Below are 17,609 nucleotides of genomic sequence, written 5' to 3' on the forward strand. Positions count from 1 at the left end.
GGAAGTGAGATCCATGACCTGGCTGCAGACCAAGCCTTCCGTCGGCGACACCGCATCGATGAGCCGGACCGTCGAGCCGGCGGACATCGAGGCGTTCACCGCGATGAGCGGGGACCACAACCCGCTGCACTACGACGTCGATGCCGCTCGACGCACCCGGTTCGGGGAGATCGTCGTCCAAGGAGGCGTCACCAGCGCAATCCTGAACGCGGTCGTCGCCGAGCAGCTCCCCGGACCCGGCTCCGTCTTCCTCGACGTCGCGTGGTCGTTCACCGCACCCGTCAGGCCTGGTGACATCATCACGGGTCGGGTCGAGGTCACGGGTGTGCGTGACGACAAGCCGATCACGACCCTGGCCACGACGGTCACGCGCGACGACGGCGTGGTGGCTCTGCGTGGCACGGCCGTCTGCTACACCATGGACCTGACGTGAGTGGGGGCACGCAGTCCGGCGGCGACGTCGTGCTGCTCGACGGGGTTCGGACCAGCGTCGGACGGATGGGTCGGCGGTGGGCCGACGTGGATGCTGTGGATCTCGGGGCCCGGGCCGTCCGCGGCCTCCTGGAGCGCACCGACGGTGCCGCGGTCGACTATGTCGCCCTGGGCAACGTCGTGCAGGCCGGCAACGGCCAGAACCCGGCGCGCGCGGCAGCGGTGCGTGGCGGGGTGGAACGCACGACCCCGGGGATCACCCTGAACGACGTCTGCCTCGCCAGCATGACGTCGCTGGAGCTCGCGGCGATGCGGACGACGAGTGGCAACGATGATGCCGTCCTGGTCGGTGGGTTCGAGTCCATGTCCCGGTCTCCCCGCGAGCCGGACGACCTGCTCGTCCGCGACGGCCTCTGGTGCAGTCTCGGCGACATCGGCATGGGGCCGCTCAGCGATGCGGAGAACGAGCGGCTGGCTATCTCCCGGGCGGACCAGGATGCGGTGGCCGCCGCGAGCCACCAGCATGCGATCGCGGCGTCGAGGGCCGGTCGGCTTGCCGAGGAGATGCTTGCCGGCGAAGAGATCGACGAGGGGATCCGCCCAGAGACGACCCTTGAGACGCTGAGCGGCCTCGCGCCTGCGTTCACCCCGGGAGGCACGATCACGGCAGCCAATGCGTCACAGATGTCCGATGCCGCCGCTGTCGGCATCGTGACGACTCGACGGCGGGCGCGTGAGCTGGGCATGGGTCCCTTGGTCGAGATCGTCGACAGCGCGACGGTGGCAGGACCCACGTCCAGTCTGCACGAGCAGCCAGCGGTGGCTGCCGAGCAGCTGTTGCGCAGGAACGGTCTGCCGGCCGGGGCTGTCGACCTGTGGGAGATCAACGAGGCGTTCGCCGGCGTCGTCCTGGCGTCGCAGCGAGCGCTGGGGATTGCCTTGGAGCGTGTCAACGTCAACGGCGGCGCCATCGCCCTCGGACATCCCCTCGGTGCCAGCGGGATGCGCCTGACCCTCACGCTCGCCCACGAAATGCGACGACGAGCAGTCCAGTGGGGCATTGCCACCATCTGCGGTGGCGGGGGCCAGGCGAGGGCCATCCTCCTTCGAGGAATCTGACGTGAGTGACACGGGCAGGCAGGATCCGATGGATCCGGACGTCATCGTCATCGGTGCAGGCATGGCAGGTCTGGCAGCCACGCGGTACCTGCAGTCGGAAGGGTTCTCGGTCAGGACGCTGGAGGCGCACTCCGACCTCGGCGGCCAATGGAACCGCACGAACCCCCGCAGTGGGGTGTGGCCACAGATGCGGACCAACACCGCGGCCTTCCTCACCCGGCTTTCAGACGTCACCTACCCCGACTCAACGGCTGTCTTCCCGCGCAACGACGAGGTCCTGGCCACCTTGCACGACTACGCCAGACGTACCGGGATCGAGTCCGCCCTGACCTTCGATGCCTATGTCACCGCCGTCATGATCGACAGTGAGGGCTACCGCGTCCAGTGGACGCACCATGGTCGTGAACGGGAGACGATGGTCGGCCGGGTCGTGGTCGCGACGGGCCGGTACAACTGCCCTGCTGCGCCGCCCATCCCGGATCTCGACAGGTTCGAGGGGGTCGGCGGCCTCACCCATGCCTTCGACTACGAGGGGCCGCAACAGTTCGACGGCATGCGCGTGATCGTGTGCGGTGGCTCCATCTCCGCACTGGAGATCGCCGGCGATCTCGCGATGGGCCGGGCACGGGAGGTCCATCTCGCCCAACGACGCCAGCGGTTCGTGATGCCCAAGATGGTGACCGGAACGCCCATCGAGTCGTTCGTGTTCACCCGGGCCGAGGCGCAGGCGCTGGTCGGCGCCTCCGCGGAGTCGGTTCGTGCCGCCACGACCGATCGGGTACTGCACCTAGCGGGCAACCCGCGCGACTACGGCGCCCCCGAACCGCACCCCGACGTGGCTCTCGCAGGTATCGCCGGGAGTCCGCACTACCTCAACCTCGTCGCGGAGGACCGCCTCTCGATCCATCCCTGGATCAGGGCCGTCGAGGGGGACACCATCACCTTCACCGACGGCACCCAGGCTGGGGTCGACGCCATCGTCGCCGCCACCGGGTTCGCGTTGGATCTGCCATTCCTCGACCATCGCATCCAGGAGGTCGTCGGTTGCGACCGTGAGACGCTTGAACTGGCTGACTTCACGTTCCACCCCGAGCTGCCGGGACTCGCGTTCGCTGGTCTGTGGCCCCAGCTCGGTCCGTATGCGGTGCCGCTGGAGCAGCAGGCACGCTGGATCGCCTACTCATGGAGCGGGCGCATCCCGCCCCCCACGGAGGAGGCGCTCCGTCAGGGGGTGCGCCTCGCTGCCTGCGAGCAGCATCAGCACGGCTACCGCGAGCAGCACGAGATGGCGCTGCGTTTCGCACGGCTGGCAGGTGTCGACCCCGACACGAACCACGACCCGTTCCTGCGCGAGATCCTGCCGCGCTCGGCGATGACGGCCGACGTCTTCCGGATCACGGGCCCCGATGCCGACCCGGATGCGCGGCAGCGGGTGATCGACGATTTCTGGCGTTACGCGGCACCCGCAGCGCACCGTGAGGTCTTCGAGGTGGTCGATGCCGACGGTACCGATCAGTGTCCATGAGACGCGGCCGAGACCTGTCCGAGAGCTCAGCCCAGCCGTTCACCCGATCCGCTGGCGAACACGTGCAGCGAGTCGGCCGACGCGGGAGCCAAGGTCAGCAGGTCCCCCTTGGCAGGTGGCCGGCGCCAGTCGACGCGAGCGACGATCGTGTGCTCGGCGCCCTCGTGCCGCGTGCGTCCGTAGATGTAGGCGTCGGAACCGAGCTCCTCGACCACGTCCACCTCGACGCTGATGCCACCCTGGGACGAGACCAGCTCCTCGGGGCGCACCCCGAGGGTCACGTGATCGGCGTCGGCGCCGGCCAGGATGTCGCGCTCGACCGGGGCGACGACGCCACCGAAGTGGACGCCGCCATCGACGACCGGCACCTCCAGCAGGTTCATGCTGGGTGATCCCATGAACCCGGCGACGAACAGGTTGGCCGGCCGGTCGTAGATCGCGCGAGGCGTGGCGCACTGCTGGAGCACGCCACGGTCGAGCACGGCGACGCGGTCGCCCATCGTCATCGCCTCCACCTGGTCGTGCGTGACGTAGACGGTGGTGGTGTCGAGTCTGCGCTGCAGCTGTGCGATCTGGGTCCGGGTCTGGACGCGTAGCTTGGCGTCCAGGTTCGACAAGGGCTCGTCCATGCAGAAGACCTGAGGCTGCCGGACGATGGCGCGACCCATGGCGACCCGTTGACGCTGTCCGCCGGACAAAGCCTTGGGTTTGCGATCGAGGTACGACTCGATCTCGAGCAGTCGAGCTGCATCGAGGACTCGGTCCGCGATGGTCGCCCTGTCGGCACCGGCGATCTTCAGCGCGAAGCCCATGTTGTCGGCGACGGTCATGTGGGGGTACAGGGCGTAGTTCTGGAACACCATCGCGATGTCACGGTCCTTGGGGGCCTGATCGGTGATGTCATCGTCGCCGATGAAGATGCGCCCGTCGTCCACCTCCTCCAAGCCGGCAAGCATGCGCAAGGAGGTGCTCTTGCCGCATCCGGACGGCCCTACGAGGACGAGGAACTCGCCGTCCTCGACCTCCAGACTCAAGGAGTCGACCGCGGGATGATCAGAGTCGGGAAATCGGCGCGTGGCGCCGTCGAACGTGACACGAGACATGTCGATCCAGCCCTTCACCGGCAGGTACGTGCCGGACGATCCGTTGTGATGGGACGTGGATCACCCTAGATCATGCATGTGGTGACCGCGAGGCCTGTTGACGTCGGACCGTGGCTGTGGGCCACGGCCTGGACGCGTGGGCGCGGCCGATGGTCACGACGTGCGGTGGCCGAAGAACGGGATCGCCGGTGCCTTCAGGACCGAGCCACGCAGGCCCAGCACCAGCCCGGCCAGGCTGAGGACGACGTGGACCAGGGTCACGACCGCCCACAGCGTGATGGCGTAGCTGAGTGGGTGGAGGCCCTCGATCGGGTCGTCGCGGGTGATCAGGTACAGCACGACGAAGTGGCCGGTGATGAGGACGATCGTCACCAGCAGGTACGTCAGTCCCCAGTTGGCGGCACGGCGGCCGTTCTCCGCGGTGACCTCGTCCTTGTCGCGCAGGCTGCGACCGACGATCACCATGACCACGGCGGCGATCACCGAAGAGACGAACGGGACGCACAGGAAGACCAGCAGTCCCAGGCCCCACGGGAGGGCCCCCAGGCCCGAGGACGGCGTCGGTGCGGGCCTTGGAGGCGGCGTGCTCATGGACGAAACCTAGTGCTGTCGCGCGCCGGAGCCGCCCTCGGGTCAGGCAGCGGGAGGACGGGGAGTCTGTGGCCAGGTGGACTCGAGCGCGGCGATGAGGGACCGGGCGTCGAACTCGCCCTCGTGCCGGTGCCCGTTGACGAAGAACGTGGGGGTGCCGCTGACGTCCATGATGTCGGCGTCGTCGAGATCGTCCTGGATGCGGCGCTCGATGTGCTCGGAGTCCATCTCCTCCTCGAACCGCTGGAGGTCCAGGCCCAGCTCGTCGGCGTACCGCAGGAGGTCGAGGCGCTCCAGCTGGTCCTGGTGGGCCCACAGGACGCTGACATAGTCGAACAGCCGGCCCTGCAGGTCGGCGGCCTCCGCTGCCTTGGCCGCCAGCTCAGCGTGCGGGTGGACGCCCTCGAGCGGCAGGTGCCGCCAGACCCACACGAGGTCGTCGCCGAAGTGCGCACGGACCTCGTCGATGGACCCCGTGACACGACTGCAGAACGGACACTCGAAGTCGCCGTACTCCACGAGGACGAGGGGCGCGTCCGCGGCTCCCTTGTAGTGGTCGCGCGTCGGGTCGAAGGGTCGCAGCAGCGTCTGGCCGGGCGGAGTGAGCGGCCGCCGGCGGTCCAGGGCCCCGAGCGCCGCCCACCCGATCAGGAAGGAGAGCAGGGAGGCAGCCAGGACGCCGACCCGGGCCTCGTCCCGGGCGGCGGGGTCGTCGATGGCGATGCCGACGATGAGCAGGGAGATCGTGAAGCCGATGCCGGTCAGCGCCGCCCCACCGGCGACCCGGCCGATGGTCAGGCCCGGGGCCAGGACACCGATCCCGCTGCGTTGCACCGCCACGGTCGCGAGCGTGACGCCGAGCAGCTTGCCGCCGGCGAGACCGGCCACGATGCCCCATGTCAGGGACGATCCGGCCGCACGCTCCAGCGTCTCGGCGTCGAGCGTGACCCCGGCGTTGGCGAGGGCGAAGACCGGCAGGACGACGAACGCGATGTACGGCGCGAAGGACCGCTGGAGTCGTTCGTTGATCGAGATGGAGTCGCGCAGCTGGCGACCCGCCGCGGCGGCGTACTGCGGGTTGGGGGACTGTCGGAACGCCCGTGTGAGCTCCACGACCCGCTCGACGTCGTGGCGTCGTGGTTCGGCCACCGGGATGAGCAGGGCGACGGCCACACCGGCGAGCGTCGCGTGGACCCCGGCCTCGTGCAGGCCGAACCACACCACGACGGCCAGCATGGCGTACAGCGGGCCGCGTCCGGAGCGCAGTCGCCGGACGAGAGCGATGAGGGCCAGTGCGAGCAGGGCGACGGCGAGAGGCCGCAGGTTCAGGTCGTCGGTGTAGAAGAGCGCGATGGCGCTGAGCGCTCCGATGTCGTCGACGACGGCCAGCGTCAGCAGGAAGATGCGGAGCCGGGACGGATGGGCCGGGCCGATGACGGCCAGGGCCCCGACGAGGAAGGCGGTGTCGGTGGAGATGACGATGCCCCAGGCGTGTGCCTGGCCGGAGTCGCGGGCGACGACCAGGAAGATCAGGGCGGGGATCACCAGACCGGCGACGGCGGCTGCCGCGGGCACGACGGCACGCGAGCGGTCGGTGAGCTCGCCGATGGTCAGCTCACGCTTGACCTCCAGCCCGACGGCGAAGAAGAAGAACGCCATGACGGCGTCGTTCACCAGGCCGTGAAGGTCCAGCCCGATCGACCAGTCGCCGATGTCGATGCGGGCCTCGGTGGCCCAGAAGGCGTCGTACCCGCTGCCGAGGTTGGCCCACAGGATGGCGGCCAGGGTTGCGCCGAGCAGGAGCAGGGCGCCGACCTGCTCGGTCTCCGCGCCGGCGAGTGCACCACGCAGCCGGCCGGCGGGGCGGCTCTGGTCGGTCACGGCAGCATCCTCGCGCAGTCTCGATGGTCAGCGGAAGCCCGCCGACGATGACCAACGTCGTGTCGGACCCCAGGTATTCCGGCCGCCTGTCTGGAGCAGGGCGCCCGGAAGACGGGCTCAGCTCCAGTCGTGCTGCGCGCAGTGTCGAGCGAAGGCCCGCAGTGTGTCTGCTGCCTTCTCCCGCGTGCTGCCGCTGAAGTTCTGGGCCACCCAGTCGTCGGTGGTCGCGAGGACCTGCCTCACCTGGGGTTCCGACAGGCGGCTGACCGGGCCGACGGCCCGTCCGAACATGATGAGGACCAGCGCGTCCTGTCCGGGCTCGGCGGACTGGAAGTGCTCCACCGCCTGTCGCACCGTGGGGTTCGTGAGTCGGTGGGTCGGTGCGGACTCGGGGTCGTCGTGGGCGACCTGCGGGTCGGGTCGCGTGACGGTGGGCCGCGGCGACGTGGTCCGCCGGCGGCGGGGAGCGTCGGGGGGTGACGGCGTCGGATCCACGGTGATGCGGCGTGCTGCGGACTGGTACGCCGGCGGTAGTGGTGTGGAGTGCTCGAGGTAGGCGGTGACACCGTCGCAGTCACAGTCGCGGCAGACCACGACCTGGCGACGGCCCACGATCGAGACCTGGTTGCCACGCGGGGTGGTGGTGATGAGCTGGGGGATGGTCAGGAGCTCGGTGCCGCCGCAGGACGCGCAGCCGCGGGCACCGCGGGCCCACCGGTGTCCACAGGTCTGGCAGTGCAGCTCGATCTCGGCATCGGCGGTCCGGCCGGTGATCTCGGTCGAGCCGCACTGCTCGCAGGTGGGTGTCATTGGTTCCATCAGCCTCCTGGCTCCGCACCCATTGTGCCTGCGTCAGGCACGGCCCACGGGTCGCTAGAGTGACCCGCACGCAATCGAGCGGAGGCGGACGTGGACCAACGGATGAAGATCGGTGAGGTCGCCGATCGCGTCGGACTCAGCCTGCGCACGATCCGCTTCTACGAGGAGGCGGGGCTCGTCACGCCCGATGCCCGCAGCGCCGGCGGGTTTCGTCTGTACACCGACGCAGCGGTCGAGCGGCTCAAGCTCATCAGGACGATGAAGCCGCTCGACTTCACGGTCGAGGAGATCTCCGACGTCCTGAACAGCCTGGACACCGTGACGTCGGCACGAACCACCCCCGCCGAGCGCCGCGAGGCCTCGGAGCACCTGGCGGCCGTGTGCGACCTCATCGACGAGCGGGTGCCCCGACTCCTGGAGCGCGCCGAGCGTGGGCGTGAGCTGGGGCGGATGCTCCGGGGCTTTCGCGACCAGCCCGAGGAGTGAGACCGCCCCGAGACGTGGACGGCTCAGTGTCCGGCGCCCAGGTGTCCGGCAAGGCGGCGGTGCCGGTCCAGGCTGGCCTCGTTGAGCCCCTGGATGTCGACGGTCTTGCCCTTGGCGGCGTACTTGGTCTCGATGGCATCGAGCGCGGCGACGGTCGAGGCGTCCCAGATGTGTGACTCGGACATGTCGATGACGACCGTGTCGGGGTCGTCGGCGTAGTCGAACTGGTAGACGAGGTCGTTGCTGGAGGCGAAGAACAGCTCGCCCTCGACCTTGTACACCCGCACGCCCGGGTCGGACTGCTCGACTCGGACCACCTGGGTGAAGTGGGCCACGCGCCGGGCGAACATCACCATGGCCACGATGACGCCGACGACCACACCGATGGCGAGGTTGTGCGTGGCGACGACGACCGCCACGGTGGAGACCATCACGAAGGTCTCGCTCTTGGGCATCCGTCGCAGCGTGGACGGGTGGATGCTGTGCCAGTCGAACGTCGCGACGGAGACCACGATCATCACGGCCACGAGGGCGGCCATGGGGATGATGGCGACGAGGTCCCCCATGCCGACGACGAGCACGAGCAGGAACACGCCGGCCAGGAACGTCGAGATGCGCGTGCGGGCGCCCGAGGCCTTCACGTTGATCATCGTCTGGCCGATCATGGCGCAGCCGCCCATGCCACCGAAAAAGCCGGAGGCGATGTTGGCGATGCCCTGACCGCGACCCTCGCGGGACTTGTCGGAGTGGGTGTCGGTGATGTCGTCGACGAGCTTGGCCGTCATGAGCGACTCCATCAGGCCGACGAGGGCCAGCCCGAGGGCGTAGGGCGCGATGATCTGCAGCGTCTCGAGGGTGAGCGGGACGTTGGGGACCAGGAGGTACGGCAGGCTGTCGGGCAGCTCGCCCTCGTCGCCGACGTCGGGCACGGTCAGGGCGAAGGCCACGGTGACGATCGTCAGGACGACCAGGGCGACCAGCGGGGCCGGCACGACCTTGGTGACCTTGGGCAGGGCGACCATGATGGCCAGACCGCCGGCGATCATCGGGTAGACCAGCCACGGCACGTCGACCATGTGCGGCACCTGTGCGAGGAAGATCAGGATGGCCAGGGAGTTGACGAAGCCGACCATGACCGAGCGCGGGATGAACCGCATCAGCCGGGCCACACCCAGCAGGGCGAGCGTCACCTGGAAGATCCCGCCGAGGATGACGGTGGCGAGCAGGTAGTCGAGTCCGTGCTCGCGGGCCACGGGAGCGATGACGAGCGCGATGGCGCCGGTCGCCGCGGTGATCATCGCGGGCCGGCCGCCGGTGAAGGCGATCACCACGGCCATGATGAAGGAGGAGAAGAGCCCGACGCGGGGGTCGACTCCGGCGATGATCGAGAACGCGATCGCCTCGGGGATGAGGGCGATGGCGACCACGAGCCCGGCGAGCACCTCGGTGCGCAGGAGTCGGGGGGAGGTCAGGGCGGACCGGACGCTGTGACGGGCGTCCGCCTCGCGCACGGGGGCAGGAGAAGACATGCGGCTCCGTTCGAGCAGGAGTGGGAAAAGAAGGAAATGGGGGCGCAGGCACACGAGAGCCGCGAGGCGGCTGGTTGCCCGATGTCGGATGCGCGATCCGAGGCCTCGCGGCGCTCTCTCACTCTATCGTTCGGTGAGGGTTGATCTCCACTTCTCCGGCTCGTTTCGAGGTGAAGGTGGTGAAGGTCACCTCCGCCGGCCCGGGTTCACGGGGTGATCTGGGCGGCCGTCAGGCGTGGGTGTTGCTCGAGACGATCCTCGTGTCGGCGGCCAGCTGACGCGGGCCGGAAGCGTCGAAGGTGACGGCCATGCCGGCGGCGAGCTGCAGGTCGGTCGCGCGGATGGTGTGCTCGGTGTCGACGTGATGAACGTCCAGGTCGCCGTCGGCCCGTGGCAGCAGGAGCGCGCGGGTGCCGGGCGCGAGTTGGAGCTCTTCGTCGCTGTCAACCCCGTGCACGGTCATCGTGGGGTGGGTCGCGTCACCGGTCGTGACGGTGACCTGCGTCTTGGCGACGTCGTGCACTACGACGAGGTCGGTCCCGGGAATCAGGGTGGTCTCCAGCAGGGCCGACTCGCTCGCAGACGCACGGTGCTCGCGGCGTGTGAGCACGTCCGCGCCGAGCAGCGTGCCGAGCTCAGCGGCCCGCACGCACCCGGAGTCTGAGCAGTCGACGAGGAGGAGACGTCCAGGGATCGTCGGCTCTCTGGTGCGATGCAGCAGTGCCAGGACCGCGATCTCGCTGGAGACCTCGAGGTCGATGAGCTGCTGTTGCACGGCGCGGGCGCGGTTGCGGCTGGCCCCGGAGAACCCCCGGAGCACGACGATCTCGCGCTCAGCCCGGGCGAGCTGTGCTGCGACCTCGGCGACGAGGCTCGTCGTCATGGTGGACTCAGACACGTCGTACCTCTGGTAGGTGGCGCCACAAGTCGTCCAGAGACCTGAACCAGCGGTCGGGCAGGGTGGTGAGGGTGTCGACGACCTCCGGATCCGCTCCCCGATCGTGGGCGTGCCGCACGAGAGTGTCGCGGTGCAGGGCCCGGTGCGGACCGCCGAAGGCGCCGAGCAGGGCCGTGACGATCTCGAGACGGTGGACCGTCATGCGTCCTCAGCCTGCCTCACGTCGAAGCGGTTGCGGTGCAGTGTGAGGCGGCAGCGCAACCAGAACCAGCGTCCGTCCACGTCCGTTGCGCGGCGCCGAACCTCGGCCACCTCGTTCACGTCGTAGCGCGCGACCTCCTGCCACTGGTTCTCGACGCGGCTGTCGAGGTAGACGACTGTGTCATCGCGGACGACGCGATCGGCCAGGACGTCGTGCTTGCTCATGTCCGTCAGGTGTATCCGGAACGTCTTCATGGGTCCTCCTGACGCCAAACTCTACCCTAGGGTGAGAGTTGTTCTTCGTGCAGTGGTGCTCCCAGAGCCAGGAGCAGGGCCAGGAGGCCGTAGGCTCCGAGCAGTGCGAAGGCGGGCGCGTAGCCGAGTGCCTGGGTGCGTGCGAAGGCCGGTAGCACCGGTGCCACCGCGGCCGCCGTGATCATGGACGACTGGGCCGTGCTCTGCAGGCGCCCCAGCCCTCCGAGGCCATAGGTGCGCGCCCAGATGGTGCCGTTGACGACCGAGGTCGCTCCCATGCCCAGCCCCAGTACCGCAAAGGAGATGTAGGCGACGATCGGGGTGTGAAACAGCAGCAGGAGTGGTGCCACTGTGACGGCGGCTGACGTCAGCACCAGGGCGCCGCGGTTGGACAGCCGGTCCAGCACGGCGCCGGCGGCCACGGTGCCCACGGCCGAGGTGCCGCCGAGGACGCTCAGGCAGGTGCCCGCCTGCAGGAACGTCAGCCCCTGGTCGGACAGGATGGATGTGGCGTGGAAGGTCAACGCGGTGGCGATGAGCGGGGGCGCGGCGAGGATGACGAGCAGGCGGGCGGCGCCCCGGCTGGGGACGATGACCATCCGACGGCCGACGGCCAGCGGGGTGACGCCTCGGTCGGCGATCTCCACCGCGCCGGTCTCCACCGCGCCGGACTCCTCCGGGGCCTTCTCGCTCCGTGGCAGGCGGACCAGCAGGCCCAACGGGAGCACCACGACGAGCAGCGCTACGGCGATAACGCGGTAGGTCACGCGCCAGTCGGTGGCAAGGATGAGGGCGGCTACGACGGGAGGGAGGGCCACGGAGGCCACGGTGAGCCCGAGGGAGGCCGACGCCACCGCCCAGGCACGTCGTCGGCGGGCGGCGCGGGTGGCGATCAGGGTGCCGACGAGGGTGAAGGCGCCCTGGCCGAAGGTCCGTAGGAACGCCATCGCGAAGAATGCCGTGGCTGCCCCGACGGCCGACCCCGCCAGCAGGCAGGCGCCTGCGAGAGCCGTGGCGGCCAGGAGCCAGAGTCGCCGGATCGGCGTCCTGTCGACCATCCTGCCGATCACCAGCATGGAGACTGCTGAGATGACTGTGCCGGCGGCGTACAGCGCCGAGAACGTCTCGCGCCGCAGCCCGGTGTCGTCGAGGAGGTCGTCGACGAAGACCGAGATCAGGAATGACTGTCCCGGCGAGGAGGCGAAGAAGGCCACCGCGGCCAGCAGGACCAGACCCGATCCCGGTCGCGTGGCCCCCGGTGACTGGGGTGCCGAGGCCGAGCCGTCCACGGTGGCCAGCGTACGGCTGCCGTGGCCCTCGCGGCGCAGCGCCCGCACTGGCCGGGCGCCGCGCATCGCTGCGGGGTTGATGCGGTCGTCCCGTCTCCTCGGGCACTCTCCAGCAACGTTAGGGTCGTGGGATGGACATCGCGCGAGAGGCTGCCAGGCGGCGGACGTTCGCCATCATCTCGCACCCCGACGCCGGCAAGTCGACGTTGACCGAGGCGCTGGCCCTGCACACGCAGATGATCGGCGAGGCCGGCGTGACCCACGGCAAGGCGGGACGGCGCGCCACGGTCTCAGACTGGATGGAGATGGAGAGGGCCCGTGGCATCTCGATCTCCTCCACCGCGCTGCAGATGGAGTTCGGCGATCACGTCATCAACGTCGTGGACACCCCGGGCCACGCGGACTTCTCCGAGGACACCTACCGGGTGCTCGCCGCCGTCGACGTGGCGGTCATGGTGCTGGATGCGGCCAAGGGCCTGGAGCCGCAGACGTTGAAGCTGTTCGATGTCTGCCGTCGCAGCGGCATCCCGGTGGTCACCGTCGTCAACAAGTGGGACCGTCCCGGTCTGGACCCGCTGGAGCTCCTGGACCAGGTGCAGCAACGACTGGGCATCGTGCCGACGCCCGTCACGTGGCCCATCGGCATCGCCGGGGACTTTCGTGGGGCGCTGGATCGCCGCACCGGTCGCACCCTGCTCTATGAGCGCACTGCCGGTGGCGCCACCATGGCCGGCGAGCGGGTTCTCACCGACGAGGAGGCGCGTGAGCTGATCGGGCAGGACTGGCAGACGGCGGTGGAGGGGAGCGAGCTGCTTGATGCCGACGGCCTGGTGCACGACCAGGACCAGTTCCTTCAGGGCCGCACCACCCCGGTGCTGTTCGCTGCCAGTCTGCTGAACTTCGGGGTGGCGCAGTTGCTCGACGTCCTGGTCGACATCGCGCCGCCAGCTGGCGACCGGCCCGATGCGGCCGGCGTGCGCCGGCCGGTGGATGCGCCGTTCAGTGCCTACGTCTTCAAGGTCCAGGCCGGGATGGACCGTGCGCACCGGGACCATGTCGCCTTCGCCCGAGTCTGCTCGGGGATCTTCGAGCGCGGCGAGGTGGTGGAGCACGCCGCGACCGGCAGGCCTTTCGCCACGAAGTACGCGCAGAGCATGTTCGGGCGGGCCCGCACCTCGGCCGACGTCGCGTGGCCGGGCGACATCATCGGGCTGGTCAACGCCTCGGGCCTGCGGATCGGGGATACGCTGCGAGCGCCCGGGGAGCGGGTCGAGTTCCCTGCCGTCGCCAAGTTCGCCCCGGAGCACTTCGCGGTCATCCGGTCGGTCGACACTGGGCGCTACAAGCAGTTCCGTCGCGGCATCGAGCAGCTGGACCGTGAAGGGGTGGCGCAGGTGCTGAGGTCAGACGCCCGGGGTGATCAGGCGCCCGTCCTCGCCGCGGTCGGGCCGATGCAGTTCGAGGTGGTGCAGGACCGTCTGCGGCAGGAGTTCCGGGCTGAGACGCGGCTGGAGCCGCTGCCCTACTCGCTGGCGAGAGAGGTGGCGGTCGCTGACGTGCCGACGTTGGCCGGACGCTCGGGTGTGGAGACCTTCGAGCGTAGCGACGGCGTCGCCTTGGCGCTGTTCGGCGACCGCTGGGTGCTGCGCTCGGTGGAGCGCGCCCATCCGGAGCTCGTGCTCGGTGTCCTGGCGGCCGACGTCGAGCTGTGAGACCGCATCACGCTGTGAGACCGGCGGGGACGGCGTTCTCCGTGGCGCCGACGTGTCAGCGGCCGGTGGGCGATGGCGTGCCGAGTGCGGCTGCGAGCTCTTCGAGCGCCCCTGGGGCGAGAGCGTAGAAGGACCACGTGCCTCGTCTGGCGCGGGTGAGCAGCCCGGCATCCACGAGCACCTTGAGGTGGTGGGAGACGGTGCCCTGGGACAGGCCGATGGGCTCGGTGAGGTTGCACACGCATGCCTCGCTCTCTGGCTGGGCTGCGATGATCGACAGCAGGCGCAGCCGGGTCGGGTCCCCGAGAGCCTTGAACCGCGCGGCCAGGTCGGCGGCGGCCTCGGCCCCCATGCCCTCGACCGGGCCGGCGGCGCGACAGACGAGGTCGACGGTGGGCAGCGAGCTGGTCATGGGCTCCAGTATGCCTGCTGCATTGACAACTGTCGATGAATGCGATTCGCTTCTTGCATCGACAATGATCAATGAAGTCCTGTCCCGGATGAACACTTGAGGAGACACGTGAGCGACACGGTGCGTGAGGCCGCCGACGGACGACCCGAGGACGCGGTCGTGGCCCGGCTGTCCCGTCTTGACCAGTTCCTCCCAGTGTGGATCCTGCTGGCGATGGCGCTCGGCCTGCTGCTCGGCCGGGCCTGGCCCCGGCTCACGGAGGCGCTGGACTCCTTCACCGTCGGCTCGGTCTCCGTGCCGATCGCCATCGGGCTGCTGGTGATGATGTACCCAGTCCTGGCCAAGGTCCGCTACAGCGAGACCGGTCGCGTCACCGATGACCGGCGTCTGCTGGCGGCATCGCTGGCGCTCAACTGGCTGGTCGGCCCGGCACTGATGTTCGCCCTGGCCTGGCTGCTCGTGCCGGACCTGCCGGAGTACCGCACCGGCCTGATCATCGTCGGCCTCGCCCGCTGCATCGCGATGGTGCTGATCTGGAACGACCTCGCCTGCGGCGACCGGGAGGCGGCCGCAGTGCTGGTGGCCATCAACTCCGTCTTCCAGGTGTTCGCCTTCGCCGCGCTCGGCTGGTTCTACCTACAGACGCTGCCGGGCTGGCTGGGGCTGGAGACCACCAGTGCGGAGTTCTCGATCTGGACGATCACGGCCAGTGTCCTGGTCTTCCTCGGCATCCCGCTCCTGGCAGGCTTCCTGACCCGGGTCGTCGGCGAGCGCGCCAAGGGCCGCGAGTGGTACGAGGAGACCTTCCTGCCGCGGCTGGGTCCGTGGGCCCTGTACGGCCTGCTGTTCACCATCGTCCTGCTGTTCGCCCTGCAGGGGGAGGCGATCATCAACAACCCGCTCGACGTCGTGCGGATCGCGATCCCGCTGCTGGCCTACTTTGCGATCACCTTCGGGCTCGGCATGGTGCTCGGTCGACAGCTCCGGCTGGGCTACGCCAAGAGCGCCACGCTCGCCTTCACCGCCGCCGGAAACAACTTCGAGCTGGCGATCGCCGTCGCCATCGGCACGTTCGGCATCACGTCCGGACAGGCACTCGCCGGTGTCGTCGGTCCTCTCATCGAGGTCCCGGTGCTCGTCGGCCTGGTCTACGTGGCCCTGTGGGCCCGCAGGTTCTTCCCCTCGACGCAAGGACCCTCGACACAGGGAGCCGCCACATGACCCCGTCCGCTTCGTCGTCCGTCGACCCGGCAGGGCTCCTGGACGAGCTCTCCTATGACTTCGACGGCGTCTTCGCGCCCGATGAGGTTGCCGACGCCATCGACCAGGCGCGTCAGGCGCTCGAGCCGGGCGCGACGGTGAGCACCTTCCTGCCGGTCCTCATCAAGCGCTACGCCCGCGAGCTGCTCGTGGCCTCGGCCCAGGCCGATGGCCTGGTCGCCAAGCCCGTGCCGGAGCTGTTGTTCGTCTGCGTGCACAACGCCGGCCGTTCCCAGCTTGCTGCGGCTCTGGCTGCCCATCTGGCACCCGGCAAGGTGCACGTCCGCTCGGCGGGGTCGCGGCCGAGCGGCGAGCTCAACCCGGTCGTCGTCGAGGCCCTCGCTGAGCGCGGCATCGAGCTGACCGAGGCCTATCCCAAGCCGTTGGCCGAGACGGTCGTGCACGCCGCTGACGTGATCATCACGATGGGCTGCGGCGATGAGTGCCCGTACTTTCCCGGTAAACGTTACGAGGACTGGGACGTCGCCGACCCCGATGGAGCCTCGCTCGAGAGCGTGCGCGACATTCGTGACGACATCCAGGCCCGCATCACCGTGCTGCTGCGCGACCTCGACCTCTGACCATCAGAAAGGCCCACCATGAGTGAGACCCGACCCACCGTCCTGTTCGTCTGTGTGCACAACGCTGGGCGGTCCCAGATGGCGGCAGGCTTCCTGCGCGAGCTCTCCGACGGCAGCGTCGAGGTCCTCTCGGCGGGGTCCATGCCCGGCAGCCAGGTCAACCCGGTCGCCGTCGAGGCCATGGCGGAGATCGGCATCGACATCGCCGGTGAGCAGCCCAAGAAGCTCTCGGAGGACGCTGTGCGGGTCTCCGACGTGGTCATCACGATGGGCTGCGGCGATGAGTGTCCGTTCTTCCCGGGCAAGCGGTACGAGGACTGGGAGCTGACCGATCCTGCCGGACAGGGCCTGGAGGTGGTCCGCGGGGTCCGCGACGAGATCCGCACCCGGGTCGAGGCTCTTCTCGCGTGGCTGGACGTCGAGGTGCTCGAGGGCTGAGCCGTGCAACGGACGTGACCCCGAGCCCATGCCGACGCCCCGGGCTCCGGGGAGGCTTCACTACACTCGCCTCTCGTGAGCGACGTGAGAAAGCGGTCGCCGGGCTGTCAGTGGAGATCCCGCGTCGCGGCCAAGGTCGCCCAACGCCTCTGGGCGACAATGGGAGTATCTACCCGCCCGAGACTGACGGCTCATTCCGAGCTTGGCCCGCGGCAGAACTGAACGCTGACGCGCGTTGGCTGCGGTATCGTCGCTGGTCAGCAAGCCTGTTCCCCGCGCTCGCGGGGATGATCCCGACACGGAGCCGAAGCGGCAGATCGATGAGACCTGTTCCCCGCGCTCGCGGGGATGATCCCCTCCATCCCTGGGAGTCGTTCGGTCATGATCCCTGTTCCCCGCGCTCGCGGGGATGATCCTGTCCAGGCCCAGCGCAGTGGCGATCAAGTCGACTGTTCCCCGCGCTCGCGGGGATGATCCCTACGTCGCCATCCGCGAAGGCGCCCAGGCCGCCTGTTCCCCGCGCTCGCGGGGATGATCCCGGAAGTGGTGATGCGTGGTCCGCGCTTGCCCGCTGTTCCCCGCGCTCGCGGGGATGATCCTGGGGGTGTCCGTGTCCGGCTCGTGCGGGACGCCTGTTCCCCGCGCTCGCGGGGATGATCCCGAGAGAAAGGGTCTGACGGCAGATGAGGTCCTCTGTTCCCCGCGCTCGCGGGGATGATCCGGCCGTCATCGGCGCACGGGTTCAGGCATTCGCCTGTTCCCCGCGCTCGCGGGGATGATCCCAAGGAGTTCGTCGACTCCCGCTATGCCTACGTCTGTTCCCCGCGCTCGCGGGGATGATCCGTACGCGATGTTGGCCAGCGAGCCGGGCGCGCCCTGTTCCCCGCGCTCGCGGGGATGATCCGACCGACACCTTCGCCACCCTGCCCGCCGAAGACTGTTCCCCGCGCTCGCGGGGATGATCCGGCACTATGCGGGCTGACGTCGGCGACTGGATCCTGTTCCCCGCGCTCGCGGGGATGATCCCGGACCTGGGTGAAGTCACCCACGAGCGCCCTGCTGTTCCCCGCGCTCGCGG

18 protein-coding genes and 1 CRISPR repeat array (1 of these 19 only partly in view) are annotated in these 17,609 nt (G+C 69.3%); of the genes, 8 read left to right on the plus strand and 10 right to left on the minus strand.

Translation table 11 applies throughout. The annotated features are described in order from the left end of the window. Positions 1–13 precede the first annotated feature (13 nt). The 3 genes from ACEVFP_RS03135 to ACEVFP_RS03145 are packed head-to-tail and all read left to right on the plus strand — an operon-like array spanning position 14 to position 3,076. Entirely contained in the window at positions 14–433 is a 420-nt protein-coding gene (locus ACEVFP_RS03135; RefSeq protein ID WP_375001900.1) for a MaoC family dehydratase, read from the plus strand. Beyond that, the gene (locus tag ACEVFP_RS03140; RefSeq protein ID WP_375001902.1) at positions 430–1,551 is read left to right on the plus strand and encodes a thiolase family protein; all 1,122 of its coding nucleotides are present in this window, start codon (positions 430–432) and stop codon (positions 1,549–1,551) included. Before ACEVFP_RS03135 ends, ACEVFP_RS03140 begins: the two co-directional genes overlap by 4 nt. 28 nt (positions 1,552–1,579) lie before the next feature. Next, positions 1,580–3,076: a flavin-containing monooxygenase gene (locus tag ACEVFP_RS03145; protein WP_375001904.1), complete on the plus strand. Its 1,497-nt coding sequence runs from the start codon at positions 1,580–1,582 to the stop codon at positions 3,074–3,076. A gap of 26 nt (positions 3,077–3,102) precedes the next feature. Here the strand turns inward: ACEVFP_RS03145 and ACEVFP_RS03150 are convergent, their stop codons facing one another. The 4 genes from ACEVFP_RS03150 to ACEVFP_RS03165 all read right to left on the minus strand — a co-directional run bounded on the left by ACEVFP_RS03150 (position 3,103) and on the right by ACEVFP_RS03165 (position 7,470). After that, entirely contained in the window at positions 3,103–4,179 is a 1,077-nt protein-coding gene (locus ACEVFP_RS03150) for an ABC transporter ATP-binding protein (protein ID WP_375001906.1), read from the minus strand. 153 nt (positions 4,180–4,332) lie between these two features. Then, positions 4,333–4,770: a DUF4870 domain-containing protein gene (locus tag ACEVFP_RS03155; protein ID WP_375001908.1), complete on the minus strand. Its 438-nt coding sequence runs from the start codon at positions 4,768–4,770 to the stop codon at positions 4,333–4,335. A 42-nt stretch (positions 4,771–4,812) separates the two neighbouring features. Further along, positions 4,813–6,651, minus strand: a complete 1,839-nt coding sequence (gene nhaA, locus ACEVFP_RS03160; protein ID WP_375001910.1) for a Na+/H+ antiporter NhaA — start codon at positions 6,649–6,651, stop codon at positions 4,813–4,815. 117 nt (positions 6,652–6,768) lie between these two features. Further along, complete coding sequence (locus tag ACEVFP_RS03165; RefSeq protein WP_375001912.1) at positions 6,769–7,470, minus strand: hypothetical protein; 702 nt, start codon at positions 7,468–7,470, stop codon at positions 6,769–6,771. Positions 7,471–7,560: 90 nt separating this feature from the next. On the opposite strand from ACEVFP_RS03165, the gene ACEVFP_RS03170 reads away from it, so the two are divergent. Continuing rightward, positions 7,561–7,956: a MerR family transcriptional regulator gene (locus ACEVFP_RS03170; protein WP_375001913.1), complete on the plus strand. Its 396-nt coding sequence runs from the start codon at positions 7,561–7,563 to the stop codon at positions 7,954–7,956. A 23-nt stretch (positions 7,957–7,979) separates the two neighbouring features. On the opposite strand, the gene ACEVFP_RS03175 is transcribed toward ACEVFP_RS03170, so the two are convergent. From ACEVFP_RS03175 to ACEVFP_RS03195, 5 genes are all read right to left on the minus strand, one after another. Continuing rightward, a complete protein-coding gene (locus tag ACEVFP_RS03175; protein WP_375001914.1) occupies positions 7,980–9,485 on the minus strand; it encodes a SulP family inorganic anion transporter in 1,506 nt (501 codons plus the stop codon). A 229-nt stretch (positions 9,486–9,714) separates the two neighbouring features. After that, entirely contained in the window at positions 9,715–10,383 is a 669-nt protein-coding gene (locus ACEVFP_RS03180) for a hypothetical protein (RefSeq protein WP_375001916.1), read from the minus strand. After that, positions 10,376–10,585 carry a DUF2795 domain-containing protein gene (locus tag ACEVFP_RS03185; RefSeq protein ID WP_375001918.1) on the minus strand — a complete coding sequence of 70 codons (210 nt, stop codon included), beginning with the start codon at positions 10,583–10,585 and terminating at the stop codon, positions 10,376–10,378. The genes ACEVFP_RS03180 and ACEVFP_RS03185 overlap by 8 nt, the downstream gene beginning before the upstream one ends. Continuing rightward, entirely contained in the window at positions 10,582–10,839 is a 258-nt protein-coding gene (locus ACEVFP_RS03190) for a hypothetical protein (RefSeq protein ID WP_375001919.1), read from the minus strand. The genes ACEVFP_RS03185 and ACEVFP_RS03190 overlap by 4 nt, the downstream gene beginning before the upstream one ends. Before the next feature lie 26 nt (positions 10,840–10,865). Further along, positions 10,866–12,194 carry an MFS transporter gene (locus ACEVFP_RS03195; protein ID WP_375001920.1) on the minus strand — a complete coding sequence of 443 codons (1,329 nt, stop codon included), beginning with the start codon at positions 12,192–12,194 and terminating at the stop codon, positions 10,866–10,868. 65 nt (positions 12,195–12,259) lie between these two features. Between ACEVFP_RS03195 and ACEVFP_RS03200 the strand changes: the two genes are divergently transcribed. Then, on the plus strand, positions 12,260–13,840 hold the full coding sequence (locus ACEVFP_RS03200; RefSeq protein ID WP_375001921.1) for a peptide chain release factor 3: 1,581 nt from the start codon (positions 12,260–12,262) through the stop codon (positions 13,838–13,840). 55 nt (positions 13,841–13,895) lie between these two features. Here ACEVFP_RS03200 and ACEVFP_RS03205 read toward each other — a convergent pair whose 3' ends face one another. After that, positions 13,896–14,252 carry an ArsR/SmtB family transcription factor gene (locus ACEVFP_RS03205; protein WP_375001922.1) on the minus strand — a complete coding sequence of 119 codons (357 nt, stop codon included), beginning with the start codon at positions 14,250–14,252 and terminating at the stop codon, positions 13,896–13,898. 108 nt (positions 14,253–14,360) lie between these two features. Between ACEVFP_RS03205 and arsB the strand changes: the two genes are divergently transcribed. The 3 genes from arsB to ACEVFP_RS03220 are packed head-to-tail and all read left to right on the plus strand — an operon-like array spanning position 14,361 to position 16,531. After that, positions 14,361–15,473, plus strand: coding sequence for an ACR3 family arsenite efflux transporter (arsB, locus tag ACEVFP_RS03210; protein WP_375001923.1), 1,113 nt, complete (start codon positions 14,361–14,363; stop codon positions 15,471–15,473). After that, positions 15,470–16,093 carry a three-helix bundle dimerization domain-containing protein gene (locus tag ACEVFP_RS03215; protein ID WP_375001925.1) on the plus strand — a complete coding sequence of 208 codons (624 nt, stop codon included), beginning with the start codon at positions 15,470–15,472 and terminating at the stop codon, positions 16,091–16,093. Before arsB ends, ACEVFP_RS03215 begins: the two co-directional genes overlap by 4 nt. Positions 16,094–16,111: 18 nt before the next feature. Beyond that, a complete protein-coding gene (locus ACEVFP_RS03220) occupies positions 16,112–16,531 on the plus strand; it encodes an arsenate reductase ArsC (RefSeq protein WP_375001927.1) in 420 nt (139 codons plus the stop codon). A gap of 266 nt (positions 16,532–16,797) precedes the next feature. Further along, positions 16,798–17,609: direct repeats of the CRISPR family, unit length 28 nt; unit sequence CTGTTCCCCGCGCTCGCGGGGATGATCC; it runs 2,267 nt beyond the window's last position.

The organism is Aeromicrobium sp. CTD01-1L150 (genome assembly GCF_041951745.1).
Classification (GTDB): Bacteria; Actinomycetota; Actinomycetes; order Propionibacteriales; family Nocardioidaceae; genus Aeromicrobium.